The organism is Exiguobacterium sp. s189, from assembly GCF_018617615.1.
Lineage (GTDB): Bacteria > Bacillota > Bacilli > Exiguobacteriales > Exiguobacteriaceae > Exiguobacterium > Exiguobacterium aestuarii_A.
The window spans coordinates 1-24617 of sequence record NZ_JACSKM010000006.1; the positions used below are offsets into that span (position 1 = coordinate 1).

At 47.3% G+C, this 24617-nt stretch carries 21 protein-coding genes and 14 tRNA genes; 30 read left to right on the top strand and 5 right to left on the bottom strand.

Features of this window, described 5'->3' with window-relative positions; translation table 11 throughout:
* Window positions 1–14 precede the first annotated feature (14 nt).
* From KNO99_RS08750 to KNO99_RS08845, 20 genes are all read left to right on the top strand, one after another.
* A tRNA-Asn gene (locus KNO99_RS08750) sits at window positions 15–89 on the top strand.
* An 11-nt stretch (window positions 90–100) separates the two neighbouring features.
* Window positions 101–191 (top strand) — tRNA-Ser (locus KNO99_RS08755).
* Between the two features lie 20 nt (window positions 192–211).
* Window positions 212–286, top strand: a tRNA-Glu gene (locus tag KNO99_RS08760).
* 16 nt (window positions 287–302) lie between these two features.
* Window positions 303–376 (top strand) — tRNA-Met (locus KNO99_RS08765).
* A 9-nt stretch (window positions 377–385) separates the two neighbouring features.
* Window positions 386–461 (top strand) — tRNA-Asp (locus KNO99_RS08770).
* Window positions 462–492: 31 nt separating this feature from the next.
* A tRNA-Phe gene (locus KNO99_RS08775) sits at window positions 493–568 on the top strand.
* A gap of 5 nt (window positions 569–573) precedes the next feature.
* A tRNA-Tyr gene (locus tag KNO99_RS08780) sits at window positions 574–657 on the top strand.
* 3 nt (window positions 658–660) lie between these two features.
* A tRNA-Trp gene (locus KNO99_RS08785) sits at window positions 661–731 on the top strand.
* 16 nt (window positions 732–747) lie between these two features.
* Window positions 748–823, top strand: a tRNA-His gene (locus tag KNO99_RS08790).
* A 7-nt stretch (window positions 824–830) separates the two neighbouring features.
* Window positions 831–905: transfer RNA gene (locus KNO99_RS08795), tRNA-Gln, on the top strand.
* Window positions 906–909: 4 nt separating this feature from the next.
* Window positions 910–984, top strand: a tRNA-Gly gene (locus KNO99_RS08800).
* Window positions 985–994: 10 nt separating this feature from the next.
* A tRNA-Cys gene (locus tag KNO99_RS08805) sits at window positions 995–1068 on the top strand.
* Between the two features lie 9 nt (window positions 1069–1077).
* Window positions 1078–1158, top strand: a tRNA-Leu gene (locus KNO99_RS08810).
* A 66-nt stretch (window positions 1159–1224) separates the two neighbouring features.
* Window positions 1225–2148 (top strand): HEAT repeat domain-containing protein, encoded by a 924-nt coding sequence (locus KNO99_RS08815; protein ID WP_214747541.1) that lies wholly within the window; start codon window positions 1225–1227, stop codon window positions 2146–2148.
* Window positions 2149–2484: 336 nt separating this feature from the next.
* Window positions 2485–2555: transfer RNA gene (locus KNO99_RS08820), tRNA-Gly, on the top strand.
* A 67-nt stretch (window positions 2556–2622) separates the two neighbouring features.
* Window positions 2623–3771 carry a tRNA epoxyqueuosine(34) reductase QueG gene (gene queG, locus KNO99_RS08825; protein ID WP_214747544.1) on the top strand — a complete coding sequence of 383 codons (1149 nt, stop codon included), beginning with the start codon at window positions 2623–2625 and terminating at the stop codon, window positions 3769–3771.
* Complete coding sequence (locus KNO99_RS08830; RefSeq protein ID WP_214747547.1) at window positions 3752–4192, top strand: methylated-DNA--[protein]-cysteine S-methyltransferase; 441 nt, start codon at window positions 3752–3754, stop codon at window positions 4190–4192. Before queG ends, KNO99_RS08830 begins: the two co-directional genes overlap by 20 nt.
* Before the next feature lie 12 nt (window positions 4193–4204).
* Window positions 4205–4678 carry a tRNA (uridine(34)/cytosine(34)/5-carboxymethylaminomethyluridine(34)-2'-O)-methyltransferase TrmL gene (trmL, locus tag KNO99_RS08835; protein ID WP_026826698.1) on the top strand — a complete coding sequence of 158 codons (474 nt, stop codon included), beginning with the start codon at window positions 4205–4207 and terminating at the stop codon, window positions 4676–4678.
* A gap of 228 nt (window positions 4679–4906) precedes the next feature.
* Window positions 4907–5464 carry a DUF5366 family protein gene (locus KNO99_RS08840; protein ID WP_074032604.1) on the top strand — a complete coding sequence of 186 codons (558 nt, stop codon included), beginning with the start codon at window positions 4907–4909 and terminating at the stop codon, window positions 5462–5464.
* Complete coding sequence (locus KNO99_RS08845) at window positions 5461–6336, top strand: hypothetical protein (protein ID WP_214747550.1); 876 nt, start codon at window positions 5461–5463, stop codon at window positions 6334–6336. Before KNO99_RS08840 ends, KNO99_RS08845 begins: the two co-directional genes overlap by 4 nt.
* A gap of 50 nt (window positions 6337–6386) precedes the next feature.
* On the opposite strand, the gene KNO99_RS08850 is transcribed toward KNO99_RS08845, so the two are convergent.
* On the bottom strand, window positions 6387–8174 hold the full coding sequence (locus KNO99_RS08850) for a transglycosylase domain-containing protein (RefSeq protein WP_214747553.1): 1788 nt from the start codon (window positions 8172–8174) through the stop codon (window positions 6387–6389).
* A gap of 154 nt (window positions 8175–8328) precedes the next feature.
* Here KNO99_RS08850 and KNO99_RS08855 point away from each other — a divergent pair, with 154 nt between their 5' ends.
* Genes KNO99_RS08855 through KNO99_RS08870 form a run of 4 tightly spaced genes read left to right on the top strand, consistent with a single transcriptional unit; the run spans window position 8329 to window position 14517 of the window.
* Window positions 8329–9483 carry a glucose-1-phosphate adenylyltransferase gene (locus KNO99_RS08855; RefSeq protein WP_214747556.1) on the top strand — a complete coding sequence of 385 codons (1155 nt, stop codon included), beginning with the start codon at window positions 8329–8331 and terminating at the stop codon, window positions 9481–9483.
* Window positions 9425–10618 (top strand): glucose-1-phosphate adenylyltransferase subunit GlgD, encoded by a 1194-nt coding sequence (gene glgD, locus KNO99_RS08860; RefSeq protein WP_251131007.1) that lies wholly within the window; start codon window positions 9425–9427, stop codon window positions 10616–10618. Before KNO99_RS08855 ends, glgD begins: the two co-directional genes overlap by 59 nt.
* A gap of 10 nt (window positions 10619–10628) precedes the next feature.
* Window positions 10629–12062: a glycogen synthase GlgA gene (gene glgA / locus KNO99_RS08865; protein ID WP_214747559.1), complete on the top strand. Its 1434-nt coding sequence runs from the start codon at window positions 10629–10631 to the stop codon at window positions 12060–12062.
* A 22-nt stretch (window positions 12063–12084) separates the two neighbouring features.
* Window positions 12085–14517 carry a glycogen/starch/alpha-glucan phosphorylase gene (locus KNO99_RS08870; RefSeq protein ID WP_214747563.1) on the top strand — a complete coding sequence of 811 codons (2433 nt, stop codon included), beginning with the start codon at window positions 12085–12087 and terminating at the stop codon, window positions 14515–14517.
* Window positions 14518–14570: 53 nt separating this feature from the next.
* On the opposite strand, the gene KNO99_RS08875 is transcribed toward KNO99_RS08870, so the two are convergent.
* A complete protein-coding gene (locus KNO99_RS08875; protein WP_074032609.1) occupies window positions 14571–15386 on the bottom strand; it encodes a sulfurtransferase in 816 nt (271 codons plus the stop codon).
* 100 nt (window positions 15387–15486) lie between these two features.
* Between KNO99_RS08875 and KNO99_RS08880 the strand changes: the two genes are divergently transcribed.
* From KNO99_RS08880 to KNO99_RS08890, 3 genes are all read left to right on the top strand, one after another.
* Window positions 15487–17214, top strand: a complete 1728-nt coding sequence (locus tag KNO99_RS08880; protein WP_214747566.1) for a phospho-sugar mutase — start codon at window positions 15487–15489, stop codon at window positions 17212–17214.
* 126 nt (window positions 17215–17340) lie between these two features.
* Entirely contained in the window at window positions 17341–18099 is a 759-nt protein-coding gene (locus KNO99_RS08885) for a transporter substrate-binding domain-containing protein (protein WP_214747568.1), read from the top strand.
* On the top strand, window positions 18096–18746 hold the full coding sequence (locus tag KNO99_RS08890; protein ID WP_015880920.1) for an amino acid ABC transporter permease: 651 nt from the start codon (window positions 18096–18098) through the stop codon (window positions 18744–18746). Before KNO99_RS08885 ends, KNO99_RS08890 begins: the two co-directional genes overlap by 4 nt.
* A 42-nt stretch (window positions 18747–18788) precedes the next feature.
* Here KNO99_RS08890 and KNO99_RS08895 read toward each other — a convergent pair whose 3' ends face one another.
* Entirely contained in the window at window positions 18789–19886 is a 1098-nt protein-coding gene (locus KNO99_RS08895; RefSeq protein ID WP_214747571.1) for an ABC transporter ATP-binding protein, read from the bottom strand.
* Window positions 19887–19990: 104 nt separating this feature from the next.
* Complete coding sequence (locus tag KNO99_RS08900) at window positions 19991–20842, bottom strand: PucR family transcriptional regulator (RefSeq protein ID WP_371743066.1); 852 nt, start codon at window positions 20840–20842, stop codon at window positions 19991–19993.
* Between the two features lie 42 nt (window positions 20843–20884).
* Between KNO99_RS08900 and KNO99_RS08905 the strand changes: the two genes are divergently transcribed.
* From KNO99_RS08905 to KNO99_RS08915, 3 genes are all read left to right on the top strand, one after another.
* Window positions 20885–22003 carry a DUF445 domain-containing protein gene (locus tag KNO99_RS08905; protein ID WP_251131008.1) on the top strand — a complete coding sequence of 373 codons (1119 nt, stop codon included), beginning with the start codon at window positions 20885–20887 and terminating at the stop codon, window positions 22001–22003.
* Between the two features lie 36 nt (window positions 22004–22039).
* Window positions 22040–22411, top strand: coding sequence for a YlbF family regulator (locus tag KNO99_RS08910; protein WP_074032614.1), 372 nt, complete (start codon window positions 22040–22042; stop codon window positions 22409–22411).
* 128 nt (window positions 22412–22539) lie between these two features.
* Complete coding sequence (locus KNO99_RS08915) at window positions 22540–24318, top strand: SLC13 family permease (protein WP_214747576.1); 1779 nt, start codon at window positions 22540–22542, stop codon at window positions 24316–24318.
* A gap of 50 nt (window positions 24319–24368) precedes the next feature.
* Here KNO99_RS08915 and KNO99_RS08920 read toward each other — a convergent pair whose 3' ends face one another.
* A complete protein-coding gene (locus KNO99_RS08920; RefSeq protein WP_074032616.1) occupies window positions 24369–24587 on the bottom strand; it encodes a YhzD family protein in 219 nt (72 codons plus the stop codon).
* Between the last annotated feature and the right edge of the window lie 30 nt (window positions 24588–24617).

Genomic DNA, 24617 nt, shown 5'->3' on the forward strand with positions numbered 1-24617 from the left:
CCAGGCAAGATCGTTCCGCAATAGCTCAGTGGTAGAGCAACCGGCTGTTAACCGGTAGGTCGTAGGTTCAAATCCTACTTGCGGAGCCACTTTCTCTTTTGGAGAGCTGTCCGAGTGGCCGAAGGAGCACGATTGGAATTCGTGTAGGCGGCAAAACCGTCTCAAGGGTTCGAATCCCTTGCTCTCCGCCAGTTTTTCAAAATTCAAACATGGCCCGTTGGTCAAGCGGTTAAGACACCGCCCTTTCACGGCGGTAACACGGGTTCGAATCCCGTACGGGTCACCATTTAATTTTATATCGTCGCGGGGTGGAGCAGTCTGGTAGCTCGTCGGGCTCATAACCCGAAGGTCGTCGGTTCAAATCCGGCCCCCGCAATTAATGTCCGGTCTCGTGGTGTAGGGGTTAACATGCCTGCCTGTCACGCAGGAGATCGCGGGTTCGAATCCCGTCGAGACCGCCATTTTTATTTTTAGAAAATCAAGACTACATATGGCTTTGTAGCTCAGTTGGTAGAGCAAAGGACTGAAAATCCTTGTGTCGGCGGTTCGATTCCGTCCAAAGCCACCATATGTGGGGGGGTAGCGAAGTGGCTAAACGCGGCGGACTGTAAATCCGCTCCCTCGGGTTCGGCGGTTCGAATCCGCCCCCCCCCACCACTTAGGGGCATAGTTTAGCGGTAGAACTACGGTCTCCAAAACCGTCAGCGCGGGTTCGATTCCTGCTGCCCCTGTTTTAATTTAATCATGGCGATTGTGGCGAAGTGGTTAACGCACCGGATTGTGATTCCGGCATTCGAGGGTTCAATTCCCTTCAGTCGCCCCATTATTATTGGGCTGTAGCCAAGTGGTAAGGCATCGGATTTTGATTCCGACATGCGAAGGTTCGATCCCTTCCAGCCCAGCCATTTTGCGGAAGTAGTTCAGTGGTAGAATACGACCTTGCCAAGGTCGGGGTCGCGGGTTCGAATCCCGTCTTCCGCTCCAATGACTTTTTGGCGCCATAGCCAAGTGGTAAGGCAGAGGACTGCAACTCCTCTATCGTCGGTTCGATTCCGACTGGCGCCTCCAACATAATATGCCGGTGTGGCGGAATTGGTAGACGCGCACGACTCAAAATCGTGTTCCTCTGGAGTGTCGGTTCGACTCCGACCACCGGTATCCGTATGACTCTAACTGAGGTTAGGGTCTTTTTTGTATATCAAAATGTATTGAGGTGATCTTGATATGACGGAGCAACAATTACTCGATTTAATCGAACGAATGAATCACCAAGGTGATACAAATACGAGTGATGACTCCATCTCGTGGCATGCATTTCGTTATGACGAGACGCTACAAGACCGGACTATCATTCCTCTCGCAATCGATTTGGTCGAGCGATTAGAATCGCATGAACAACGTGACTCGCTATATTTTATCCTCTACCATATTGGGCGACACCTAGGTGATCGTGATGTCTTTTTGTTTCTCGTTGATCGGTTAGGTCTTGAATCGAACAAATTTGTATTGTCGAGTTTATTAGGGCATCTCGCAACACTAGACGATGGGTATCAAGGGATTGTATCTGTAAAACAATTGGTTCCGTATGCGACACACTCCGCTTGGCAGGTTAAATATGATGCTATTCAGGTGTTTCATCTTTGTGATCCAATTGAAGCCGAATGTTTCTTACGTACCCAATTAGCGGTTCAAGCTCATGATGCAATGGCTCTTCAATATCTTGTTGGGGAACTGTCGTACGTAGGAAATAAGGAAACGATTCCGTCTCTTATCAAGCTAGCGGAACATCAGAACGGAGGCGTAGCATCATCTGCGATTCGAACACTTACACAACTCGGCGATGAGTCGCTATTACCTCTATTTATTGAATGTATGAGTCGTCGTTCGATTGAAGTGAAGTATAGTGCACTGTGCGCAATTGATGTTCATGGAGATGAACATGCTGTTCCGATTATAATTCAACGTGTCCGGCAACTGATCAGTCGAAAGCGAATCGTTGAGGACGACGCGTTGATTGTGGCGATGACTTTTCTTTCTCGCTATCCTGATCACGTAGATGTGATTCGAATAATTGACTGGATGATTAAGAAAAAGTGGGATTTCTTGTTTTCTCACGAACAAGAGTGGCTGCGGCGAAAGAATATTTGATTTTAGAAAGAGCATCCTGAAACTTACTTGAATGAATCTCCATTATGAGAAGTAGTGAGGGCAAAATAACCATACCTAAGATTCCTTCCTTTAGATCAATATGTATCAATCAGGACGATTGAGGACGTTAACGTATGTTGAGACAGAAGGGCATGGACGAGCATTTCGTGTGATCAGACCACTTGAATCGTTATTTGTACAAACATAATATTAGTGATTAAGGTATATTGAAATATTTTTTTCAGTGATTTTAGAAAAACTTACGAATATTTGTTGACAGTTTAATGGTATAGGTGTATATTAACTGTAGTCGCTTGAACGACAACAATATTTCATGCGGGTGTAGTTTAATGGTAAAACCTCAGCCTTCCAAGCTGATGACGAGAGTTCGATTCTCTTCACCCGCTTCATATCTCTCTGCCGAGTGGCGGAGAGATTTTTTGTATGCGAAAATATATAAAGGAGGTGAACGGAATGGACCCGTACACATTAAAACAACAAATCCTTGAGTATGCCGAAACCATCGGAATCGACGAGTTGAAAGTGACGACGGCTGATCCGTTCATCGTCATGAAACAGCGACTTATTCGACAGCAAGAGAAAGGGTTTGCCTCTGGGTTTGAAGAGCCCGACCTAGAGAAGCGTACAAACCCGGAACTCTTACTCGAAGAAGCCCAGTCAATCATTGCGATTGCGATTGCCTATCCAAGTAAGCTGAAGGACGCACCCCGTAGTGTCGCTGGAGAGAGACGAGGGCTATTTGCCCGAGCCTCGTGGGGACTGGATTACCATCGCGCCGTCGGCAATCGATTAGAGCAGCTTCAAACGTATATTGAAGAGCTGGTTCCTGGAGTGCGTACGCGCTCGATGGTCGACACGGGTGAGCTCGTAGACCGAGCCGTCGCCGAACGGGCAGGGATCGGCTTCAGTGGAAAAAACTGCTCCATCATTTCACCTGAAAAAGGATCGTACTTATATTTGGGGGAAATGATTTTAGATGTTTACTTGCCTCCGGATGAAGCGATTGAAGATGGATGTGGCGACTGTAATAAATGTATGACGGCCTGCCCGACGACAGCACTCGTTGAACCGGGCGTACTAGATGCGAAACGTTGCATTGCCTATTTGACACAAATGAAAACGTTGATGCCACGAGAGTTTCGTTCGAAGCTCGGAGGTCGCTTATACGGATGTGATACGTGCCAACAAGTTTGCCCGTACAATCGCAAAAAGGATTGGCGTCACCACGAAGAACTGTTACCGGAAGCTGAAATCGTCAAGCCGTTATTAGAGCCGCTCCTGACATTGAGCAACCGGGAGTTTAAACAAAAGTTTGGGCACTTGTCAGGCGCATGGCGTGGAAAGAAACCGATTCAGCGAAACGCGATCTTGGCGCTCGCACATTATCGGGAACCATCTGCGATCCCGATTTTACGTGAATTCATCCAAAACGATGAACGTGAAGACATGCGAGCGACTGCGGTATGGGCGATCGGTGCGATTCTTGGTCCCGATGCCGAATCGATTTTTGAAGAGATTGAACGTAAAGAAGTGTCTGACATGGTACATGAAGAGATTCGTATCTATCGAGAGGAGTGGGCACATGAAGATCGTGTCGTCTAAATGGGGACCGTTAGCGTATGAATTAAACACAGCGGGCAAACTGACAGCTCTTGAGTTCACCACACATGAACCGTCAGAAGAAGCCCCTGACTGGTTACAACATCTCATGATGCGCGTCGAGCAGCATGGATTCCATGAATCAGATCGTGCCTACATCGAAATGAAGGGAACACCATTTCAACAGGAAGTATGGGATGCGTTGTTGACGATTCCATATGGTGAGACACGGACATATAAACAAATTGCAGAACAAATCGGTCGGCCGAAAGCGGTTCGTGCCGTCGGCCAAGCACTCAACCGAAACTCGTTACCGATTTTATTTCCGTGTCATCGGGTGATTGGAAGCAATGGGAAGCTTGTCGGCTTTGCAGGAGGGTTGTCTGAAAAGCAACGCCTACTTGAATTTGAAATGAAAAAGTGAGGGAAATGAACTATGGCGATTCATGTCGTAATGTTTCAACCAGAAATACCAGCAAATACAGGGAACGTCTCACGTACGTGTGCGGCGACAAACTCGGTTCTCCATTTGATTCGTCCGCTCGGTTTCTCGACAGACGATAAAATGTTGAAGCGTGCAGGGTTAGATTATTGGCAGTTTGTCGATGTACGCTATCATGATTCGTTAGAAGAATTGTGGGAGAAGCACCCGGACGGACAGTTCTTTTATATCACGAAGTACGGGGAACAATATCCGAGTGATTTAGACGTTTCGGACGTAGAAGGCGACTATTTCTTTGTATTCGGTCGTGAAACGAAAGGATTACCGATGGAAGTCATCGAGAACAACTTAGACCGTTGTATCCGTCTTCCACAATCGAACCTCGTCCGTTCATTGAACGTGTCGAATACAGCTGCCATCATTGTATATGAGGCCCTACGCCAACAGGGATATGCAGGGTTGAAATAAAAAAAGAGCCGGATTCGTAAGAATCCCGGCTCTTATTCGTTACCCTCAGGTTTACGGTTATATCCAGCTGTCAAAATCGCTGCGAGGAAGACGACGCTGATTCCAACCATCAATAATAGGCCCATCCAAAAATCCCCCTTTTAATCTCCATAACTATAAATAGTATAATATACTTGGTAGTAGAATTGCACTGAATATAAGAAATTACTGTGAAATTGGAGAAGGAACATGAAAACGAATGTGTACTTACTGAGCTATGCCCCACTCATCGGAATTATTTTGTTTTCCATGTCACTGGCGATTGCGACGTCTGAGTATGTGATCCAGTGGCTGAATCAAATTGGCGTATATAGTGAAATCATCGAACTGTTATCCGTGCAAGAGACGAAAGTATTCGTACTCGTCGTGTTCTTCACCATCTTCTTTATGTTGTTTAGTGCACTCAAACTGGTCGCCGATACGTTCAATCAACTCGGCTTCGCTTTTTTTGCACGAGAAACAAACGGAACATCACTCCATCGGCTTAAACCTGGGGCGATTATCTTCCTCATCGGTTCTGGGATCAGTTTTCTGTTTCTGAATACATTACTTGCCGTCATGGCCGTACTCGTCTGTACGTTATTGATGTATCTCTTTTACTACGTCTGGCAAGTGAGTCAATCGATGTCCGTTCCACGTGCCATCGGTTTGTTGCTCATGCAAGGTGTCATGTGGGCGACATTGATCAGTGGATTAGGATGGTCGATTCTGCGGCTGTTTAACTCTGTCGGAGATATCATCCTATGAGAGAGAAATTTGAACCGACGTTTGATGAAATAGAGGCGTGGTGTCAGACGTTTGTTCCAAAAGAAACGTTGTACTGGATCGATTCTACTTTCTTTGAAGAATTGCCGAGTAGTGTCCTCATTTTACCGAGAGGAGAGTTTTCCCGTCACCCTGCATATAAAAATCCGTATCTTTCGAATGCCTATCTGACATGGATGATGGGGGAAGGCGTCACACATGTTGTCCATACCCCTTTAAACACGGTTGATAGTTTACGTCAGGACGTCAAGTCGCGTCTTCTTGAATATCAGGTGAAGACGAATCGTGGGCTTGTGTTACCTCTTACGGTTGAGCAGCGGAATGAGGTATCCGATGACGCGATTGTGGAGAAGGATGGGGAAACTTTCATCGTCTTAGACGAGTCGAACTGGAAAAATCTTTCGACAGAAACCCGTCATTCGCTTATCTATCGCTATGCGAAAGAATGGGATACGTGGGAAGGGGAACGATGTGATGAACGGACACCAGCACATCTCGTTACATATGCGAACACATTTCCGATATATGAAGGGAGTAACTGTCTGGCAGCGACGTTATTCGCAGCTACACAACATGAGTGGATGATTCACCAGTGGATTCATCCGGAGACGTTTCTTCAAACGATTCAGCAGAGCGGTTTTGAAACGGTGACGGATGCTGTTCCGGAACCTGGTGACGTCCTTACTTTTTGGAGCGAACAAGAGCAACTCGTTCACGCCAGCTACTGTGTTCAAGAGAACATTTACTTCAACAAGCATGGTCAAGTTCGGTTCAACCCATGGAAACTCATTGATCACGATGAATTATCGAAGCACTGGGGAAGCTATCACATGCGAATCGAACGCAGCGTGTGAGTCATCAAAAAAAGAGTCAGCTGATGAAAAAATCGGCTGACTCTTTTTGATTAATGTGCCTCTGTCCAGACGATTGCCGGGTAAGCACGGTTGGCGAGTTCAGGGAACGGTCGCGGTGTGTCGGCCCCGAGCCAAATCGCAGTGATGGTTTGATCGGTAAGTCCGACGTACCACATATCTTTATTGTCGTTCGTCGTCCCTGTCTTTCCTCCGAGGTACTCATAATCACGTTTCACCTTACTCGCATAACGTCCTGTTCCGTACGTTGTGACGGTCGTTAAAGCTTTCTTCATCACATTCATGGTATCAGGAGACCAGACTGCCTCCTCGGTCAAGATAGGCGTCAATGCGGGCTCATCCGTTTTGAATGTGATTTGTTTAATCGTATGACCCGACGTATAGACGCCTTTGTTTAAGAACGGTGTGTAGGCGGCAGCAAGTTCTTTTGGAGAGACGCCTTGCGTAAGACCGCCGAGCGCGCTCGCCAAGTTCTCGTCCTGTTCACCCCATTGACTGAACATCATATCGGCCGTCTTATAGGCGCGTGGTTGGTCAATGACAGAGAAAGCAGCCAAGGCCGGCGTGTTGTAGGAATAGGCGACCGCATCTTTCAATAACACATCGCCTAACACGCGATTGTGACTGTTACCTGGGCAGTAAGAACCATAGCAAGCTGGTCGTCCATCGAGAACCGTCTCAAGCGTCGCCCCCGTCTCTTCAATGAATGGGGCGAACACGAGAATCGGTTTGATTGCGGACCCCGGTTGACGATAGGCTTGGGTTGCGCGGTTGAATTCACCGACTTGTGTCATTTCCGAATCAACCATCGCCACGATTCGTCCTTGTGGTGTCAGTTCCGTATATCCTCCGTTTAATCCGGATGGAAGCTGACTCATCACTTGCTTCGCTTTCGTCTGTTTGGCCGTCGACAGGTACGTCTCGATCGTCGCTTCGTGCGTCGATAAATAGTCTCGTGCTTCGGCATCATCCAAATCGTATCGAGAGCGTACTAACTGAATCGCTTCACGAACGACCGTATCCATATAGTCCGGATATTGAATCGTTTGACTTCGATAAGCGGCTCGCAGTTTCACACCATGATATTGATCATAGGCGCTTTTTGAGATGGCGCCCGCCTCGAATAGTTGTGTCAAAATCCGGTCTTTTCGCTCGAAATAAGCATCTGACGGATTGAGCGGGTCATACAATGACGGATTGTTTGGCACTGTCAACAAATAGGCGAGTTGGTTCCAGTTGAGGTCGGCGAGCGGTCTCGAAAAGTATGTATCGGCCGCAGATTGAATGCCATATACATTATGTCCGAAAAAAATGATATTGCTATAAGCAGTTAAAATTTCTTTCTTGCTATAGTTTTCTTCTAGTGCTCGTGCAATCAATAATTCTTTTACTTTTCGTTCATATGTCCGTTCATGTGTGAGATAAACATTTCGTGCGAGCTGTTGGGTGATTGTACTTCCACCTTGAACAGATGTCTCGTTCGCATTATTAATAAATGCCCGGGCAATCCCGCTCAAATCGTAGCCGGGATGGGCATTAAATTTTCTATCTTCAATGATCATGATGGCTTCTTGAATGTGTTCAGGTAATGCCTTTGGAGAGACGTCATTTCGGCGACCTGCCAAGTAAACCTGCTGTTCGCCACCGTTGTACGCGAGCGTGATTGCATGCTTCGACGAGAGTGGTTGTTCTGACACCAGTTCCTGTCCCCAAGATAAAATTTCATTTGTCTTTTCGATTTCTTCTTTCAAAGCATTCGCAAGCGTCAAAGAAGTCGCCAGTAGTCCTGCAAAAAACAAGATTCCAATCCAAGCTCTCATCGTTTCACCTCTTTCTACTCATTATATCGTCACATTTACAAAAAAATAAAAATGTAAACGTTATCATATAATAATTCGAGAAGGAATACTTTAGGAAAGAGCGAAAAAGGGTAAAAGAGGTTGTATATTACGATTTTGAGGAGGCTTATTATTTATGAAGCAAGAAATGGTTGCGATGCTCCTTGCGGGAGGAGAAGGAAAACGATTGGGGCCTCTCACGCGAAAAACGGCGAAGCCTGCCGTTCATTTTGGCGGAAAGTACCGAATCATCGATTTCCCATTGTCAAACTGCACGAACTCGGGAATTACAACAGTCGGGGTGTTGACGCAATATGAGCCGCTTGAATTGAATCGTTACTTAGGAATCGGATCAGCATGGGATTTAGATCGTCGCAACGGGGGATTAGCGATTCTCCCACCTTACCAAGCACAGTCGGGGAAAAATTGGTACGAAGGGACAGCGAACGCAATCTATCGTAACTTGAGCTACATCGATGATTACGATCCGGATTACGTTTTGATCCTATCAGGAGACCACATCTACAAGATGGACTACGAGAAGATGCTCGAAGCCCACAAAGAAAAACAAGCCGATGTGACGATCTCCGTCATGGAAGTGCCTTGGGACGAAGCTTCACGTTTCGGGATCTTGAACACGGCGGATGACCTTCGCATCAATGAGTTTGAAGAGAAACCTGAAGATCCAAAGAGTAACTTGGCGTCGATGGGGATTTATATCTTCAACTGGAGCGTCTTGCGCGAGCATTTGATTAAAGATGCGGAAGATGAAACGTCAAGCTTTGACTTCGGAAAGAACATCATTCCAAACACGCTTCTCCAAGGGCTTGATGTTTTCGCCTATAAATTTAAAGGCTACTGGAAAGACGTTGGAACGATTCAATCGCTTTGGGAAGCAAATATGGACCTTCTTGAGGAAGAACCACCATTCGATTTATATGACCCGAACTGGAAAATCTATTCGGTCAATCCGAATCAGACACCGCAATATATTGGAAAAGATGCTTGCGTCGAACAGTCTGTGATCAATGAAGGGTGTCATATTGAAGGAGAAGTACAACATTCGGTTCTATTCTATGACGTTCGTGTCGGCGAAGGATCGCTCGTAAAAGACTCGGTCATCATGCCGGGGGCTAGAATCGGGAAGGATGTAACAATTCACAGAGCCATTGTCGCAAGCTGTGCAGTCATTGAAGACGGCGCGACAGTCGGTGAGCCGGGTGGTGAAATCGTTGTTATTGAACCACACGAAAACATTGAAAGCGGCACCGTCTTCAAACAACGAGTTTGATACGAGTAAAGAGACACGCAAGGAGGCGTTACTGTTGACGAACGATTTATTAGGGGTCATTAACTTAGGCACGGAGCAAGGTCTGTTTCCGGAATTTACAGGTCATCGTAATTTGGCGTCAGTCCCATTCTCGGGACGTTATCGTTTGATTGATTTCACGTTGACGAATATGATTACGCAAAACATCAGTCAAGTGGGGATTTTCACGTTAGACAAGTACCGCTCGTTGATGGACCATCTCGGATCAGGAAAAGAATGGGACTTGGACCGTTCACAGGGCGGACTTCATATTTTCCCGCCTGCCTTAAAACCTGACGGGGAAGCATATCTCGGTGATTTGGCCAACTTCTCGATGCACCGTGAACATTTCATTCGCAGCAAACAGCCGTACGTCGTCATTACGGGATCGAATGTGTTGACGACAATCGACTATAACGACATGCTCGAACACCACAAGTCGATGGGAGCAGACATCACACTTGCCTACACGACGCATGAACAGAAGTGTGGCTACTGTCGCCCGATTCGCCTTGGTGAGAATGATCGCGTCGTCGGTGTTTCAGAACGTGGTTTTTCGCCGGATGATGAATATGCGTTCACAGAAACAATCATCATGTCGAAAAATCTATTCATGCGCCTTGTCGACGAAGCGACGTCTAAAGGAGAATATGACTTGTTAGACGGTGTCATCCGTCCACAGCTCCATCGGTTGCATGTGCACGGATACCATTATGTCGGTAAAATGCAGGCTATTCATTCGGTACTTTCGTACTATAACGAGAGCATGCGACTGCTTCGTGGAGAAGGAATCATCTATGACTTCCCACACATCTATACGAAGATCAAGCATGAGCCACCGACTCGCTATTTGAAAGGGTCAAAAGTGAACGAAGCGCTCGTAGCGAACGGATGTAAAATCCATGGTGAAGTTCAAAACAGTATTCTCTTCCGTGGTGTTCAAGTGAGTAAGCACGCACGCGTGAAAAACTCAATCATTTCGTCGAAGTCGATTATTGAAGAAGGCGCTGTCGTCGAAAATGCGATTCTTGATAAAGAAGTTGTCGTAAAACGGGGGCAAGTCATCCGAGGTACAATCGACGAACCGATTGTCATCGCAAAACGAACAGTGGTGTGAGGAGGATTTTATGAAAATTTGGTATGTTGCTTCAGAAGCGGCACCGTTCATGAAAACGGGGGGGCTCGCCGACGTTGTCGGTTCGCTCCCTCAAGCGGTGGCGGATTTAGGAGAAGAAGTGAGTGTCGTTATGCCGAAATATGGCTCGATTGCTGCTGAATATGTGGACGAGATGGAGTATTTATTTGACCTCATCGTTCCGGTCGGTTGGCGGAAGCAATTCGGCGCGGTCTTGAAATTAGAGCGAGATGGCATCACGTATTACTTCATCGATAACGAATATTACTTTAAACGTGACGGTGTCTTATATGGACATTTTGATGATGCGGAACGCTTCGCCTTCTTCTCACGGGCAGTCCTTGAGATGATTGGAAAAATGGAAGAAGTACCTGATGTTCTTCATTGTCACGACTGGCAGACCGGCATTCTCCCGGCCTTTCTACGAATTCATTATCAACATATTGAAGCGTATCAACGCATTCGTACGGTTTATACCATCCATAACCTGCAGTACCAAGGGATTTTCCCAGAAGAGATTCTTGGCGAACTATTACAGTTCGGTCATGAGCATTTTACGGCCGAAGGGATTCAACATAACGGGCTCGTCAACTACATGAAAGCTGGAATTGTACATTCCGATCAAATCACGACCGTCAGCCCGTCTTATCGGGACGAAATCATGGAACCGTATTATGGGGAAGGCTTAGACGGGGCGTTACGTCATCGTGCGGTCGATGTCCGAGGCATTTTAAACGGGATCGATTTGGCAACGAACGATCCAAACACAGATGCGCGAATCGAACAGACGTATAACCTAGATACGTACAAAGAAGGAAAGCTTGCGAATAAACGAGCGTTACAAGAACGACTCGGTCTAGAAGTGCGAGATGACGTCATGCTCATCGGGTTCGTCAGCCGTCTTGTTGACCAAAAAGGGCTCGATTTAATCAATGGCGTATTTGAAGAACTCGGTCAGTTGCCATGCCAATTCGCTTTCCTTGGTTCAGGACAGCCGGAATATGAAGGGATCGTTCACGAGATGACAGCAGCACATCCAGGGAAAGTGGGCTCTTATATCGGTTTTGACATCGAACTCGCTCACTTGATTTACGCTGGGTCGGATGCTTTTTTAATGCCGTCACGTTTTGAGCCTTGTGGACTCAGTCAATTGATTTCCATGCGATACGGCACATTGCCGATTGTTCGTGAGACGGGTGGACTTCGTGACACCGTGAAGCCGTATAACGAATTCACGCAAGAAGGAACTGGATTCGGGTTCATGAACTACAATGCCCATGAGATGTTGGCAACAATCGAAAAAGCGATTCGTGTCTTCTACGAGAAAGAAAATTGGCATGCCCTCGTCCATCAGGCGATGACCGCGGACTTTAGCTGGAAACAATCCGCCAAGCAATATCGTGAGTTATATTATTTATTCGCATGAGTGGAAGGAGCTAACTTGATTTATGTTCACAGATAAACAGAGCTTTGTCGACGCGTTTAAAGAACGATTCATCGCATTAAATGGGAAGTCGATCGAAGATGGGACAGAGCAGGAAGTGTATCAAACCTTGGCAACGATGGTACGCGAACAGACCATGCCAAATTGGATTCATACGCGAGAACGTCAAGAGGAAAAACATAGTAAACAAGTCATCTACTTCTCGCTTGAATTTCTATTAGGTCGTTTCCTGTACAATAACTTGTTAAGTCTCGACGTGTTAGAACTCGTCAAAGAAGGGCTCAAGGATCTTGGATACGACTTCACGGACATCACGGAGATCGAGCCGGAACCGGGTCTTGGGAACGGGGGACTTGGCCGTTTAGCAGCCTGCTTCCTCGATTCATTGGCCGCGCTCAGTTTACCTGGGCACGGAAACGGCATCCGGTATCGGTATGGTCTCTTCAAACAAAAGATTGTCGATGGGTATCAAGTCGAGTTACCGGACAACTGGCTCCGTGACGGCAATATGTGGGAGACGAGACGTCAGGATAAAGCGGTCGATATCAACTTCGGCGGATGGATTGAGATGAAGCAAATCGGAGACCGGTTACGTGTCGTCCATCATCCGGATGAAGTCGTAAGAGCGGTACCTTACGATATGCCGATTATCGGCTATCAAAATGACGTCGTGAATACGTTACGTCTTTGGAACGCGGAGTCGCCGCTTGACGATGAGGCGTATTTAGAAAAAACGAAAGGGACGTACAAAGACTTATTGCGATACAAACAGTCGATTGCGACCATTTCGGAATTTTTATATCCAGATGATACGACGCATGAAGGAAAAGTACTGCGTTTGAAACAACAGTATTTCTTTGTGTCAGCGGGGATTCAATCGATGCTTGCTTCCTATATGAAGCGGAATAAGTCGCTCAAACAATTAGGCGATCACTATGCGATTCATATTAACGATACACACCCGGTTGTTGCGATTCCTGAGTTGATGCGAATCTTGATGGATGAGCATGGGTATGGTTGGGATGAGGCGTGGCGCATCACGAAGAGCGTCATGTCGTTCACGAACCATACGTTACTCGCTGAGGCGCTAGAGAAATGGCCGGTCGAGATGTATCAACGTCTATTACCTCGCGTGTATCAAATTATCGAGGAAATCAATCGTCGCTTCTGTCGGGACGTATTGGTCAACTATCCTCATCTTGAATCACATATGGGTGAAATCGCAATCGTATCGAATGAGCATATCAACATGGCCAACCTGGCTGTCGTCGGCTCTCATTCCACGAATGGGGTTGCCCAAATCCATACCGATATTTTAAAACAGCGCGAGATGCGTTACTTATATGAGATGTTCCCGCTACGCTTCAACAACAAAACGAACGGGATCACACATCGACGTTGGCTCTTGAAATCGAATCCGCGACTGTCTGACGCAATCACGGAAGCGATTGGACCGTCATGGATCGAGCATCCGAACGACTTGGAAAAGTTGATGGGCGTCTCGAAAGATAAGAGCTTCCAAGAAACCGTGATGGATGTGAAGCAACAAAATAAATTTGATTTGGCTGCTTATATTCAGGAGGAAACGGGAGAAGCGATTGACCCGCATTCTATTTTTGACGTTCAAGTCAAACGTCTCCACGCCTATAAGCGTCAGCTTCTAAACGCTCTTCATATCCATGCGCTTTACTTGAAGATTCAAGCGGATCCGACGTTTACGATGGTTCCTCGTACGTTCATTTTTGGCGCAAAGGCGGCACCGGGATACTATTACGCGAAAGAAATCATTCGCTACATCAATGCCCTCGCCACGTTGATTAATAAAGATAAGCGGGCGAGCCAATTTATTAAAGTCATCTTCCTTGAGAACTATCGTGTCTCAATGGCGGAACGTATTTTCCCAGGCTCTGACTTGAGCGAACAAATCTCGACAGCGAGCTATGAGGCGTCGGGTACCGGTAACATGAAATTTATGATGAACGGTGCGTTGACAATCGGTACGTTAGACGGTGCCAACATCGAGATTCGTGACGCGGTCGGAGACGATCATATCTTTATTTTTGGATTGTCTCCACAAGAAGTCATGAACTATAAAAAGTTCGGAGGATACCATGCGGCGGAAATTTATCATGCCCATCAAGAAATTAAAGATGTGGTCGATGGGCTCGTCAATGGTACGTTCGATAAGGTCGGCGAATATCAGTTCCAGTCAATCTTCGACTCGCTCCTCGTCTATAACGATGATTTCCTCATATTAAAAGATTTCATCTCCTATATGCGAGCACAGCGACGCGTCGACGAAGTTTTCGGCGACCGTCCGCGTTGGGCAGAGAGTTCAATCGTCAACACGGCAAAATCAGGAATCTTCTCGAGCGATCGTACGATTACAGAATATGCAAACGCAGTCTGGAACATTAAACCGACAAGCGTCAAATGAAGATTATTTTGGAATAACATTAACTTCGGTGTAAAATAAAAACGATCCACCCGTTACGGGTGGACCTCGTTTTCTGGATAGCTGATCCAGTCAGAATAGGATCCGGGATAAAGTCGAACATCGTCTTTCCCAAGAGCGTGCAGCGCCAGAATATTGACGCAGGCGGTCACGCCGCTACCGCAATAAAAAATTGGATTTTCCACGGTAAGGACGTCCTTATAAAGTTCTTTTAAATCGTGAAAATCTTCTAATGTGCCTAGCTCGGTGATGGCTTCGGCATAAGAACAGAGTAATGCGTTCGGGATATGGCCGGCCTTTTGGTCAATCGGTTCATGTGTCCCGTTAAAGCGATCCTCTGTTCGTGAATCATAGAGTGAACCGCTTGTAGCGGCTTTTACTTCTTCGAGTGTCGCGATCATGTCGTCTTGAAAATCTGGGGCATAGTCACTCGCTGGATAGTTCGGCACGTCGGTCGTGGTCTCACCGCAATAAGTGATGCCAGATTGAATACCGCCTTCTAGGACGACGACACGTTCGTGACCGGCCCACTTGAAGAGCCACCACGCACGAGCGGCGAATGGGAAGCCGTCATCATAAATGACGACCAAATCTTCTTTTTTCAAGCCGATGCGACGGAGTGTTGCCGTCCACGCTTCTTTTGAAGGAAGCGGGTGACGTCCGCCATGTTCGCCGAGCGGACCGGACAAGTCTTCCATCAAATCGAGAAAGACGGCGTTCGGAAGGTGTCCCTTTCGGTAGACATATTTACCATAGGACGCGTCGTTTAGCGAATATCGGCAATCGATGAAACGAATCGAGTTCGTATGCACGATTTGTTTTAATTCTTGGGCACGCATTGTTGGAAACATTAATATCACCTCGAGGTTTCGTTACTCTCATCGTATACAAGATGGAAGCAATTGGCGAGTACTTCGATTGAATTTTTTGAGGGTGAAAGGGGAATGAATCATGACATGGCAACAAACGTATGACCGTTGGAATCAATTTGAAGGACTTGAACCGCATTTACGAGCGGAACTTGAGGAGCTCGCAAAAGATGAGACAACGTTAGAAGACGCATTTTATAAGACGCTTGAGTTCGGTACAGGCGGAATGCGAGGAGAAATCGGACCGGGTGCGAACCGAATGAACGTATACACGATTCGAAAAGCGTCACAAGGCTTTGCTGACTTTATCGCAGCTTCGGGAGAAGAAGCAAAACGTCACGGCGTCGTGATCGCCCATGATTCGCGCCACTTTTCACCAGAGTTTGCATTAGAAGCGGCACGGACGCTTGCGTCAAACGGGATCAAGACTTACTTGTTCCCAAGTTTGCGCGCCACACCGGAACTCTCGTTTGCCGTACGTCATTTGAATGCGTTCGGCGGCATTGTCATCACGGCGAGTCATAACCCACCTGAATACAACGGGTTCAAAGTATATGGGGCAGACGGTGGACAGCTTCCGCCAGCAGAAGCGGATGAACTTGTCAGTTACGTCAATGCGATTGAAGATGAGTTGAAGATCGATATCGAAGATGAGGCGTCACTTCGTCAAACAGGACTACTCGTCACAGTGGACCCATCCGTCGATGAGGCTTATATGGAAGCACTCCAGTCGATTCGGATTCATCGTGACGTACAGGACAGCCCTCTTCAAATCGTGTATTCGCCACTCCACGGGACGGGACGCCGTCCGGTCATGGAAGGGTTGAAAGCGTACGGGTTTGACCATGTGACGATTGTAGAAGAGCAAGCAGAACCAGATGGTGCTTTCCCAACCGTCAGTTATCCGAACCCAGAAGAAAAAGCTGCGTTTAAACTGGCGATGGAATACGGGGATCGCGTCGGAGCCGATTTGCTCATGGCGACGGACCCGGATGCGGACCGTGTCGGCTTGACAGTACGCGGGCGTGACGGGGAATGGTTCGTCTTGACCGGTAACCAGACAGGTGCCCTCTTAATGGAATATATTTTGTCACAAAAGAGTGAGACGGGAACACTCCCATCGAATGGTTTCGTCGCCAAGACGATTGTCACGTCAGAACTCGGGGCTGCGATTGCGAAAGCATACGGCGTGCATCTTGAGAACACGTTGACAGGATTCAAGTTCATCGGGGAGAAAATCAAACAATACGAGGAATCAGGCGAATATGAATTCCTCTTTGGCTATGAAGAAAGCTACGGCTATTTGATTGGTGACTTCTGCCGTGACAAAGATGCCGTTCAGGCTTGTCTACTCGCAGCGGAGATGGCGGCATACCATAAACAGCACGGTCGGACGCTCTATGATGCGTTGCAGTCGATTTATGAGAAGTACGGTTTCTACGAAGAGTCATTACAGTCGATGACGCTAAAAGGGAAAGCCGGCCTCGAGCAAATTGGTCGTATGATGGAAGCGTTCCGTGCCAATCCGCCGAAAGAAGTCGGGGGATACGAAGTCGTTCGTTTCGAAGACTATAAGAAACAAGTGGCGACTGACTTACGGACGAACACGTCTGAAGCAATCGAGTTGCCGTCATCGAACGTCTTGAAATTCGTCTTTGCCGACGGGTCTTGGTTCTGCCTTCGCCCATCTGGCACTGAGCCGAAAATCAAGTTTTACTTTAGTGTGCATGCGGATCGTGCCGAGAAGACGACTTCGAAACGTGAAGCAATTGAAGCGGACGTCATGAAACAGGCAAAAGCCATCGATTGATGGGAGACATCACTCTAGCGATAGGGTGATGTTTTTTGTTTGACATGAAGACATCGCGCCAGTATGATGAGGTTATTGTTCAAAACCGTGTAATCATATAAGGATTATAGGAAAGGCGGAATCATCATGAAAAAGACATTAACAAGCGTACTCGCAATCGGAGCTTCAGTCGGGCTTCTCGCAGCTTGCGGTAACGAGACAGACAGTGGATCGGACGAAGCAGTCATCACTGTCGGGACAGAGGCGACATACCCACCGTTCACATACAAAGATAAAGGCGAATTGATGGGATATGATATCGACGTCTTGAACGAAGCGGCAGAACGTGCCGGTTATAAAGTAGAGTATGAGGCAATGGACTTCAAAGGACTCGTTCCTGCACTCGATGCAGAACGCATCGACATGATTGCCAACCAAATGAGCATCACACCTGAGCGTGAAGAGAAGTATGCGTTCTCTGACCCATATGCAGTATCAGGTGCTCAAGTCATCGTTAGTTCGGACAACAACGACATCCAAGGCGTAGACGACCTCGACGGCAAATTAGTCGGATCGACACAAGGTTCAGTCTATGCGCAAATGGCTGAAGAAGCTGGCGCTGAAGTGAAATACTACAAAGGGGCGAACCAAGTGCTTCAAGACCTCGAAGTCGGTCGTCTTGATGCAGCATTGAACGACCGTCTCTTCATCTTGACAGAGCTTGAAAAAACAGGCTATGACGTGAAAGCAGTCGGTGACATCTTCAACACGAGTGAAGCTGGATTCATGACACGTCAAGATAGCGACGTTCTTGAGAAGTTGAACGATGCACTTGCGGAAATGAAAGAAGACGGTACGATGCAGGAAATCGGTGAGAAGTACTTCGGTGAGGACATCAGTCAATGAATGAACTGATCACGACCGTCATAGATAACCGCTCGGTCTATCTTGAAGCCGTCCAGCTCACGTTGATCGCCAGTGTCCTGTCGATTCTTCTCGCCTTGGCGCTCGGTCTGATCATCGCGTTACTTCATAGTAGCCCGATTAAAATTGTACGGTTGTTCACACGGACGTATATTTCGTTCTTCCGTGGAACACCGCTCTTACTTCAATTATTGATTTTGTATGTCGGTCTCACTGGGTTCGTGCAACTCAGTGGGATGCAGGCGCTCATCTTCGGATTAGGATTCCACTTTGCGGCCTATATCTCGGAAGCATTCCGGGCAGCCATCAACTCTGTCGACAAAGGACAGGTAGAGGCGAGTGTCGCACTAGGCATCCCGAAAATGAAGCGATTTAAAGACATTATTTTCCCACAGGCGCTCTCTCGCGCCATCCCGCCTGTCTCGAACTCGGTCATCGACATCATCAAGTCGACGTCACTCGGTTCGGTCATCGCGGTTCAGGAGTTAACGTATGTGTCTGACCAAATTGCCGCAACGACGTATTTGGTCATGCCGTTACTCTTGTTCTCGGCTTCGATTTATTGGATCTTATCGACCTTGATTCAAGCCGGTCAACACAAACTCGAACAGCGTTACGCGATTCGATAAGAAAAAGCCTCGATTCAGACGAATCGAGGCTTTTTGTATGGCTTAACGGATGACTTGTTCTGTCTCTCCGTCGAAGAAGTGTGCTTTTGTCATATCGAGTGCGAGTTCGACATCGTCACCCATATGGATGTTCGAGCGGCCGTCGACACGTGCTGTGAACTGGTGTCCACCAAGCTCTGCGTAGAGGTAAGACTCTGATCCCATGAGCTCAGCAACGTCGATGTGCGCTTTGAACGTGTGTGTCGTTGGTGAGTCGATGTAGATTGGCTCATCATGGATCGATTCTGGACGAATTCCGAGGACGAGTTCTTTTCCGACATAGCCACGGTCACGAAGCGTCTTCATTTTACCTTCTGGAACGTTGACTTCTTCACCGTTCGTGATGAATTTGCCTTCAGCGAGTGTACCACGGAAGAAGTTCATCGAAGGTGAACCGATGAAACCAGCGACGAAGATGTTGTCTGGGTTGTCGTATACTTCTTTCGGCGAACCGACTTGTTGGATAAGACCATCTTTCAAGATGACGATGCGCGTTGCAAGTGTCATCGCTTCTGTTTGGTCGTGGGTAACGTAGATTGTCGTTGTGTCCAAACGGTTGTGGAGTTGGATAATCTCTTTACGCATTTGTACACGAAGTTTTGCATCCAAGTTTGAGAGCGGCTCATCCATCAAGAAGACTTTTGCGTCACGGACGATGGCACGACCGATGGCAACACGCTGACGTTGTCCACCTGAGAGTGCTTTTGGTTTACGCTCGAGATACTCTTCCAACCCGAGAATACGAGCAGCGTCTTTTACGCGACGGTCAATCTCGTCTTTCGGGAACTTACGGAGCTTCAAGCCGAACGCCATGTTGTCAAAAACACTCATATGTGGATAGAGTGCGTAGTTTTGGAAGACCATGGCGATATCACGGTCTTTAGGAGCGACGTCGTTCATTCGTTTCCCATCAATGATAAAGTCACCGTTTGAAATCTCTTCAAGACCTGCGATCATACGAAGTGTCGTCGATTTACCGCAACCAGACGGTCCGACGAAGACGATGAACTCACGGTCTTTAATGTGTAAGTTGAAATCGCTGACGGCTTTGACGCCACCATCGTAAATTTTATCAATATGTTCTAAACGAATTTCTGCCATGTCGTTAGCCTCCTAAAGAATCTGTGTGTTTATAATAGCGCTTACAAGAATGATTATATGATGAAACCGCTTGCATTGAATATAGACAAGTTGCACAAAAACCGTCAATCGGATTTGTGCAACGTGACCATTAGTTGAAGGAGACTCGCGTCATAGAACTTCCGTGCATCATAACCCGTCGTCTCGAACAGACGATCAAGTCGATAATTCAGCGTGTTTCGATGCATGAAGAGTGCTTTGGCCGTATGGGAGACATTCAATGAATGACTGAACAACGCCTCAAGCAGGTCAATCGTCGATAGATCAAGCATCTCCATGAGTGAGGCCGTAATATGGTTCCGCTCTTTTAAGTCCTGCTCTTGTAGTAAATAATGGTATAATAATTGACTAGCAGGGTAAGTTTTAGTAGATAGACGAGCGTATGGCATGAGCAGTTGATGTTGACGATACACACGGGCGAGAGGACCTTGAGAACGTTCGCTATAGACAGCGTGTGCTTCAATGAAGCAATCGCTCGCGATGGCACGCAAGACGTCCTCGAACTCCTGAAGGTCGACAAACGTGTCTCGTTCGATAAGTTCGATATGTTTGGTTGTGACCAACACGATTTCAGCATGTGGCATGAAGTCGTGGATAATGCTGATGAATGATTCGAACGCTTCCTCTTCTGCTTCTTGGAGCGAAAGCGAGATGAGCCGAAACGATTGTTCAAGACGGTACGTCTCATCTTGAAGGCGTTCTTGCCATTTTCGCTGATGTGGGTCGGACTGAAGGAACGGTGTCGCCCACATGCGGAGCAATTGTTGTTCACGTTCGGTCAATTCGAATGTTGGGAGCCCAAATATGGTACCATCTTGCGTCTCGAACCAGTCAAGGTCACCAGATGCATCTTCCGACCGATGGACAGCAGTCGGAAAAATCGATTTAATACGATCAAACGTATTCAATACTATCACCTCATCAACAATGTATCATATTTCAGATCGGAGGCTTGCAGTTTGGACGGGTTATTAAAGATTTTACTCATGATTGTGATTGGGGCAACGATTGGTGGCGTGACGAACTTTCTCGCCATCAAGATGTTGTTCCGGCCACATGAACCGAAATATATCGGTTCATTCCGGATTCCTTTTACACCAGGTCTCATTCCGAAACGTCGGGATGAATTGGCATCAAGCTTAGGAAAAACGGTTGTCAAACACTTATTGACGCCGGAAGGCATGCGAAAACGATTACTAGATGACCAAGTGACGACGCATATTACGCACTTTGCGCAACAAGAAGTTCAGGCGATGCTACGCTCGGATAAAACTGTTCGAGAACTCGTAGAACCTCTCTATCCGAATGCAGAGGCACGCATCCTTATGTCGGCGGATGAAAAGTTACGTGACGAGCTAACGAGCGTCATGGCCGACGTGAAAGAACGGAAGTTGTTTGAATTGCTTGGAGAAGAAGGAATGGACCGCGTACGAGCAGTCATTCCTGAAATTGTTGACGCACTTCTCGTCAAATCGGAAGAGTATTTTTATTCTCCTGAAGGTGAGGCGCAACTTCGTCATATGGTCGATTCGTTCGTTCAACGTCGACTTGGGTTTATCGCAGGATTTATTCAAAATATGAATTTTGTTGAGATGGTTCGTCCAGAAATCGTCAATATTTTACGAGGTCAGTCGACTCGTGACGGCATGACGACGATGATTACACGTGAGTTCGAACGATTCAGTGAAAAGACGGTCGATACGTTGATGGATGAACCTTTAGAAGCTCGACTCATCGATGGCATCACCGAACAAGTCGTCACGCGTTTGCCAATCGGACAATTGTTGGATCGACCGGTCTCGTCGTATACCGAGTCCATCGAATCTCGTGTCGTCGATGAACTCGTGCCTCAAGGGGTCAACCTTGTCATTGAGCGCTTCACGAATCAAATGGAGACGATCATGGACCGCTTAAAAATCGATCAAATCGTACAGCAACAAGTCCAGTCGCTCGACACCTCGTACCTCGAAGAGATTGTTTTATCAATCTCGAAACGAGAGTTCCGGGCAATAACATGGCTTGGAGCGCTGTTAGGTGGTATGATTGGGTTGATTCAAGGGTTAATTGCCATCTTATGATGAGCTAGACCCAAATAGCATTTAGGAGGACGTTACATGTCACAAACAAACTTGTACGACCAAGCTTACCAATTGGAGAAAGCACTTCGCGATTCTGAAGAGTTCACAACACTCTCTTCTTTATACGATCGTGTCAATGCGGATGCGGAAGCGAACCAGTTGTTCGCTGACTTCCGTAACATCCAAATGACGCTTCAACAAAAGCAAATGCAAGGAGAGGAAATCTCTGAGCAGGAAATGATGGATGCGCAAACGAAAATGATGAGCGTTCAACAGAACGAATTGATCATGGAGCTCATGCAAGAAGAGCAACGCATGCACCAGCTCGTTACAGAAGTAACGAAAATCATCATGAAACCACTTGAGGAGCTTTACGCGCCGATGGTGAATGAAAACGAAGTTCAATAAGATGTGAGAAGCGGATGGCGATCGAGCCATCCGTTTTTTTGTTGATGAGATTGTCACAACAATAAAGGTAAGCGTTTTCATAGAGGGTTTATAATGAAAGTAGAATGATGGGGAAAGGGTGAACTGGCATGTGGACCGTGCTCATTCTATTCGGAATGATTCTCTTTTTCATAACAGGTTGGCTCCGAGCAGACTTGGTCGCATTGATCGGTCTTTTAAGTCTCGTCCTAACCAATCAATTGACGCCGGGTGAGGCGATGGCGGGATTCTCAAATTCAGTCGTCTTGATGATTGCTGGACTATTCATCGTTGGAGCAGGGTTGTTTCATTCCGGTTTAGCGGAACGATTGGCATCTGCACTCATTCCGTACGCGAACGGAAGTGAGACACGACTCTTTTATTTGTTCATGTTGACCGTCGCCTTACTTTCAAGCGTCATGTCGAACACAGGGACGGTCGCATTGCTCATTCCTGTCGTCATGGCGATGTCACGACAAATCAAACGATCCGCAAAGGCGTATCTGATGCCGCTTGCTTTCTTCTCGAGCATCGGAGGGACAATGACATTGATTGGAACACCGCCGAACCTTGTCGCAGCTGAATCGCTAAGAGGTCTGATTGATGTGCCGATCGGCTTCTTTTCTTTGTTCCCAATCGGTGCGGTCGTGATGATTGTCGGCTTGATCTATTTTCGTCTCGTCGGAAATCGCTTGCTCGATGATGATCGTTCAAGGGAATGGGATGGAGGCGGTGCAATCGAGACGATCAACCCGAACGTGTATGTCCTGTCGATTGACGAGGTACATCCGTTGATTGGCAAACGACTAAGTGAATTGAAATGGTCGCGTGACGGTATCATCGTATTAAAGGAACGAGTGAAAGGAATAGGGCGGCATTACGAAACTGCTCGCGCTGACACCGTATTGCGTGCCGGGTCAATCCTCGTCAGTGGGGATGAGCAGCGAGTCCGTTCTCTCTCGGAACAACAACAAATCCCGTTTCAGCAGGTTGAGGCAACAAACGTCTATGACAAGACCGGTGGCATCGTCATGTTCACGATTCCAGGGTCGAGTCAACTTGTAGGGAGGTGTCTTCATGAGAGCCAGTTACGGAATGAATTTCATGTGAACGTCTTGCGTGTCATCCGCCCACAAGAAGAAATTGCACAAGTACGCCTGAAAGATACGCCGCTAAAACAAGGGGACTTGTTGATGGTACAAGGGAAATGGGAAGATTTAGAGCGAGTTGAACAAGAGGCACGACTACTCCTCTCGAACGAGCGGGTGACGGATGTAGCGAATCGAACGGTGTCGAGTCATCATCAACTTGCGGCAGGTGTAATCATGGTTATGATGATGACGTTGTTCGTGTTTGAATGGGTCGACCCGACCGTTGCGGTTTGGCTGGCGGCACTTGCGATGGTGATGAGCGGAGCCGTGCGCCACCTAGACATTGCGTATCAATCGATTCAATGGTCTTCACTCGTCTTGATTGCCGCGATGATCCCAGTAGGAACGGCGCTTGAGAAGGCGGGAATCATGGCGTGGCTTGTCGACTGGATTGGGCAGTCGTTCGCGGGCTTTGGGCCAGCCTGGGTCCTCGTCGTTTTATTTCTTGCGACGATGGTCCTCAGTCAAATTATCTCGAACACCGCGACCGCTATTTTGTTCATTCCGCTAGCCATCGCTCTGTCGGAATCCATGGCGGTCAGTCCAGTCCCGTTCGTCATCGCTGTCGCCATTTCAGCCTCCCTTGCTTTCATGACCCCGTTCGGTTCTCCGACGAACGCGATGGTGTTTAGTATAGGAAACTATCGATTCATGGATTTCGTCAAAGTCGGTGTGCCATTGCAACTGCTCACCGGAATCGTCGGAATCTTGATGATTCTGTTTCTCTTTCCATTCTAACGTTGTGTTGAATAGAGAAAGGCAGACCGTTTATGTCGGTCTGCCTTGTCTCAGGATGCCGTCCCTTTTAATTTCCCCGGTAATTTGCAACGTTCGAAATAGATGAGTTGTCCCCGGCGAACGATGCGCGCGCCTTTATGTTCATGCCCTGCTGCTCGAAGCATGTCGAGTCCTTGCTGTTTGGCCGATTGATCATCGCTTGCTTCGAACATTTCGTTCAACACGAGCGTGCCATCATTCTCGAATCCTGTCACCGTGTATGTCTCCATTCACACGACCCCCTTTTTCTCTATTTTAAT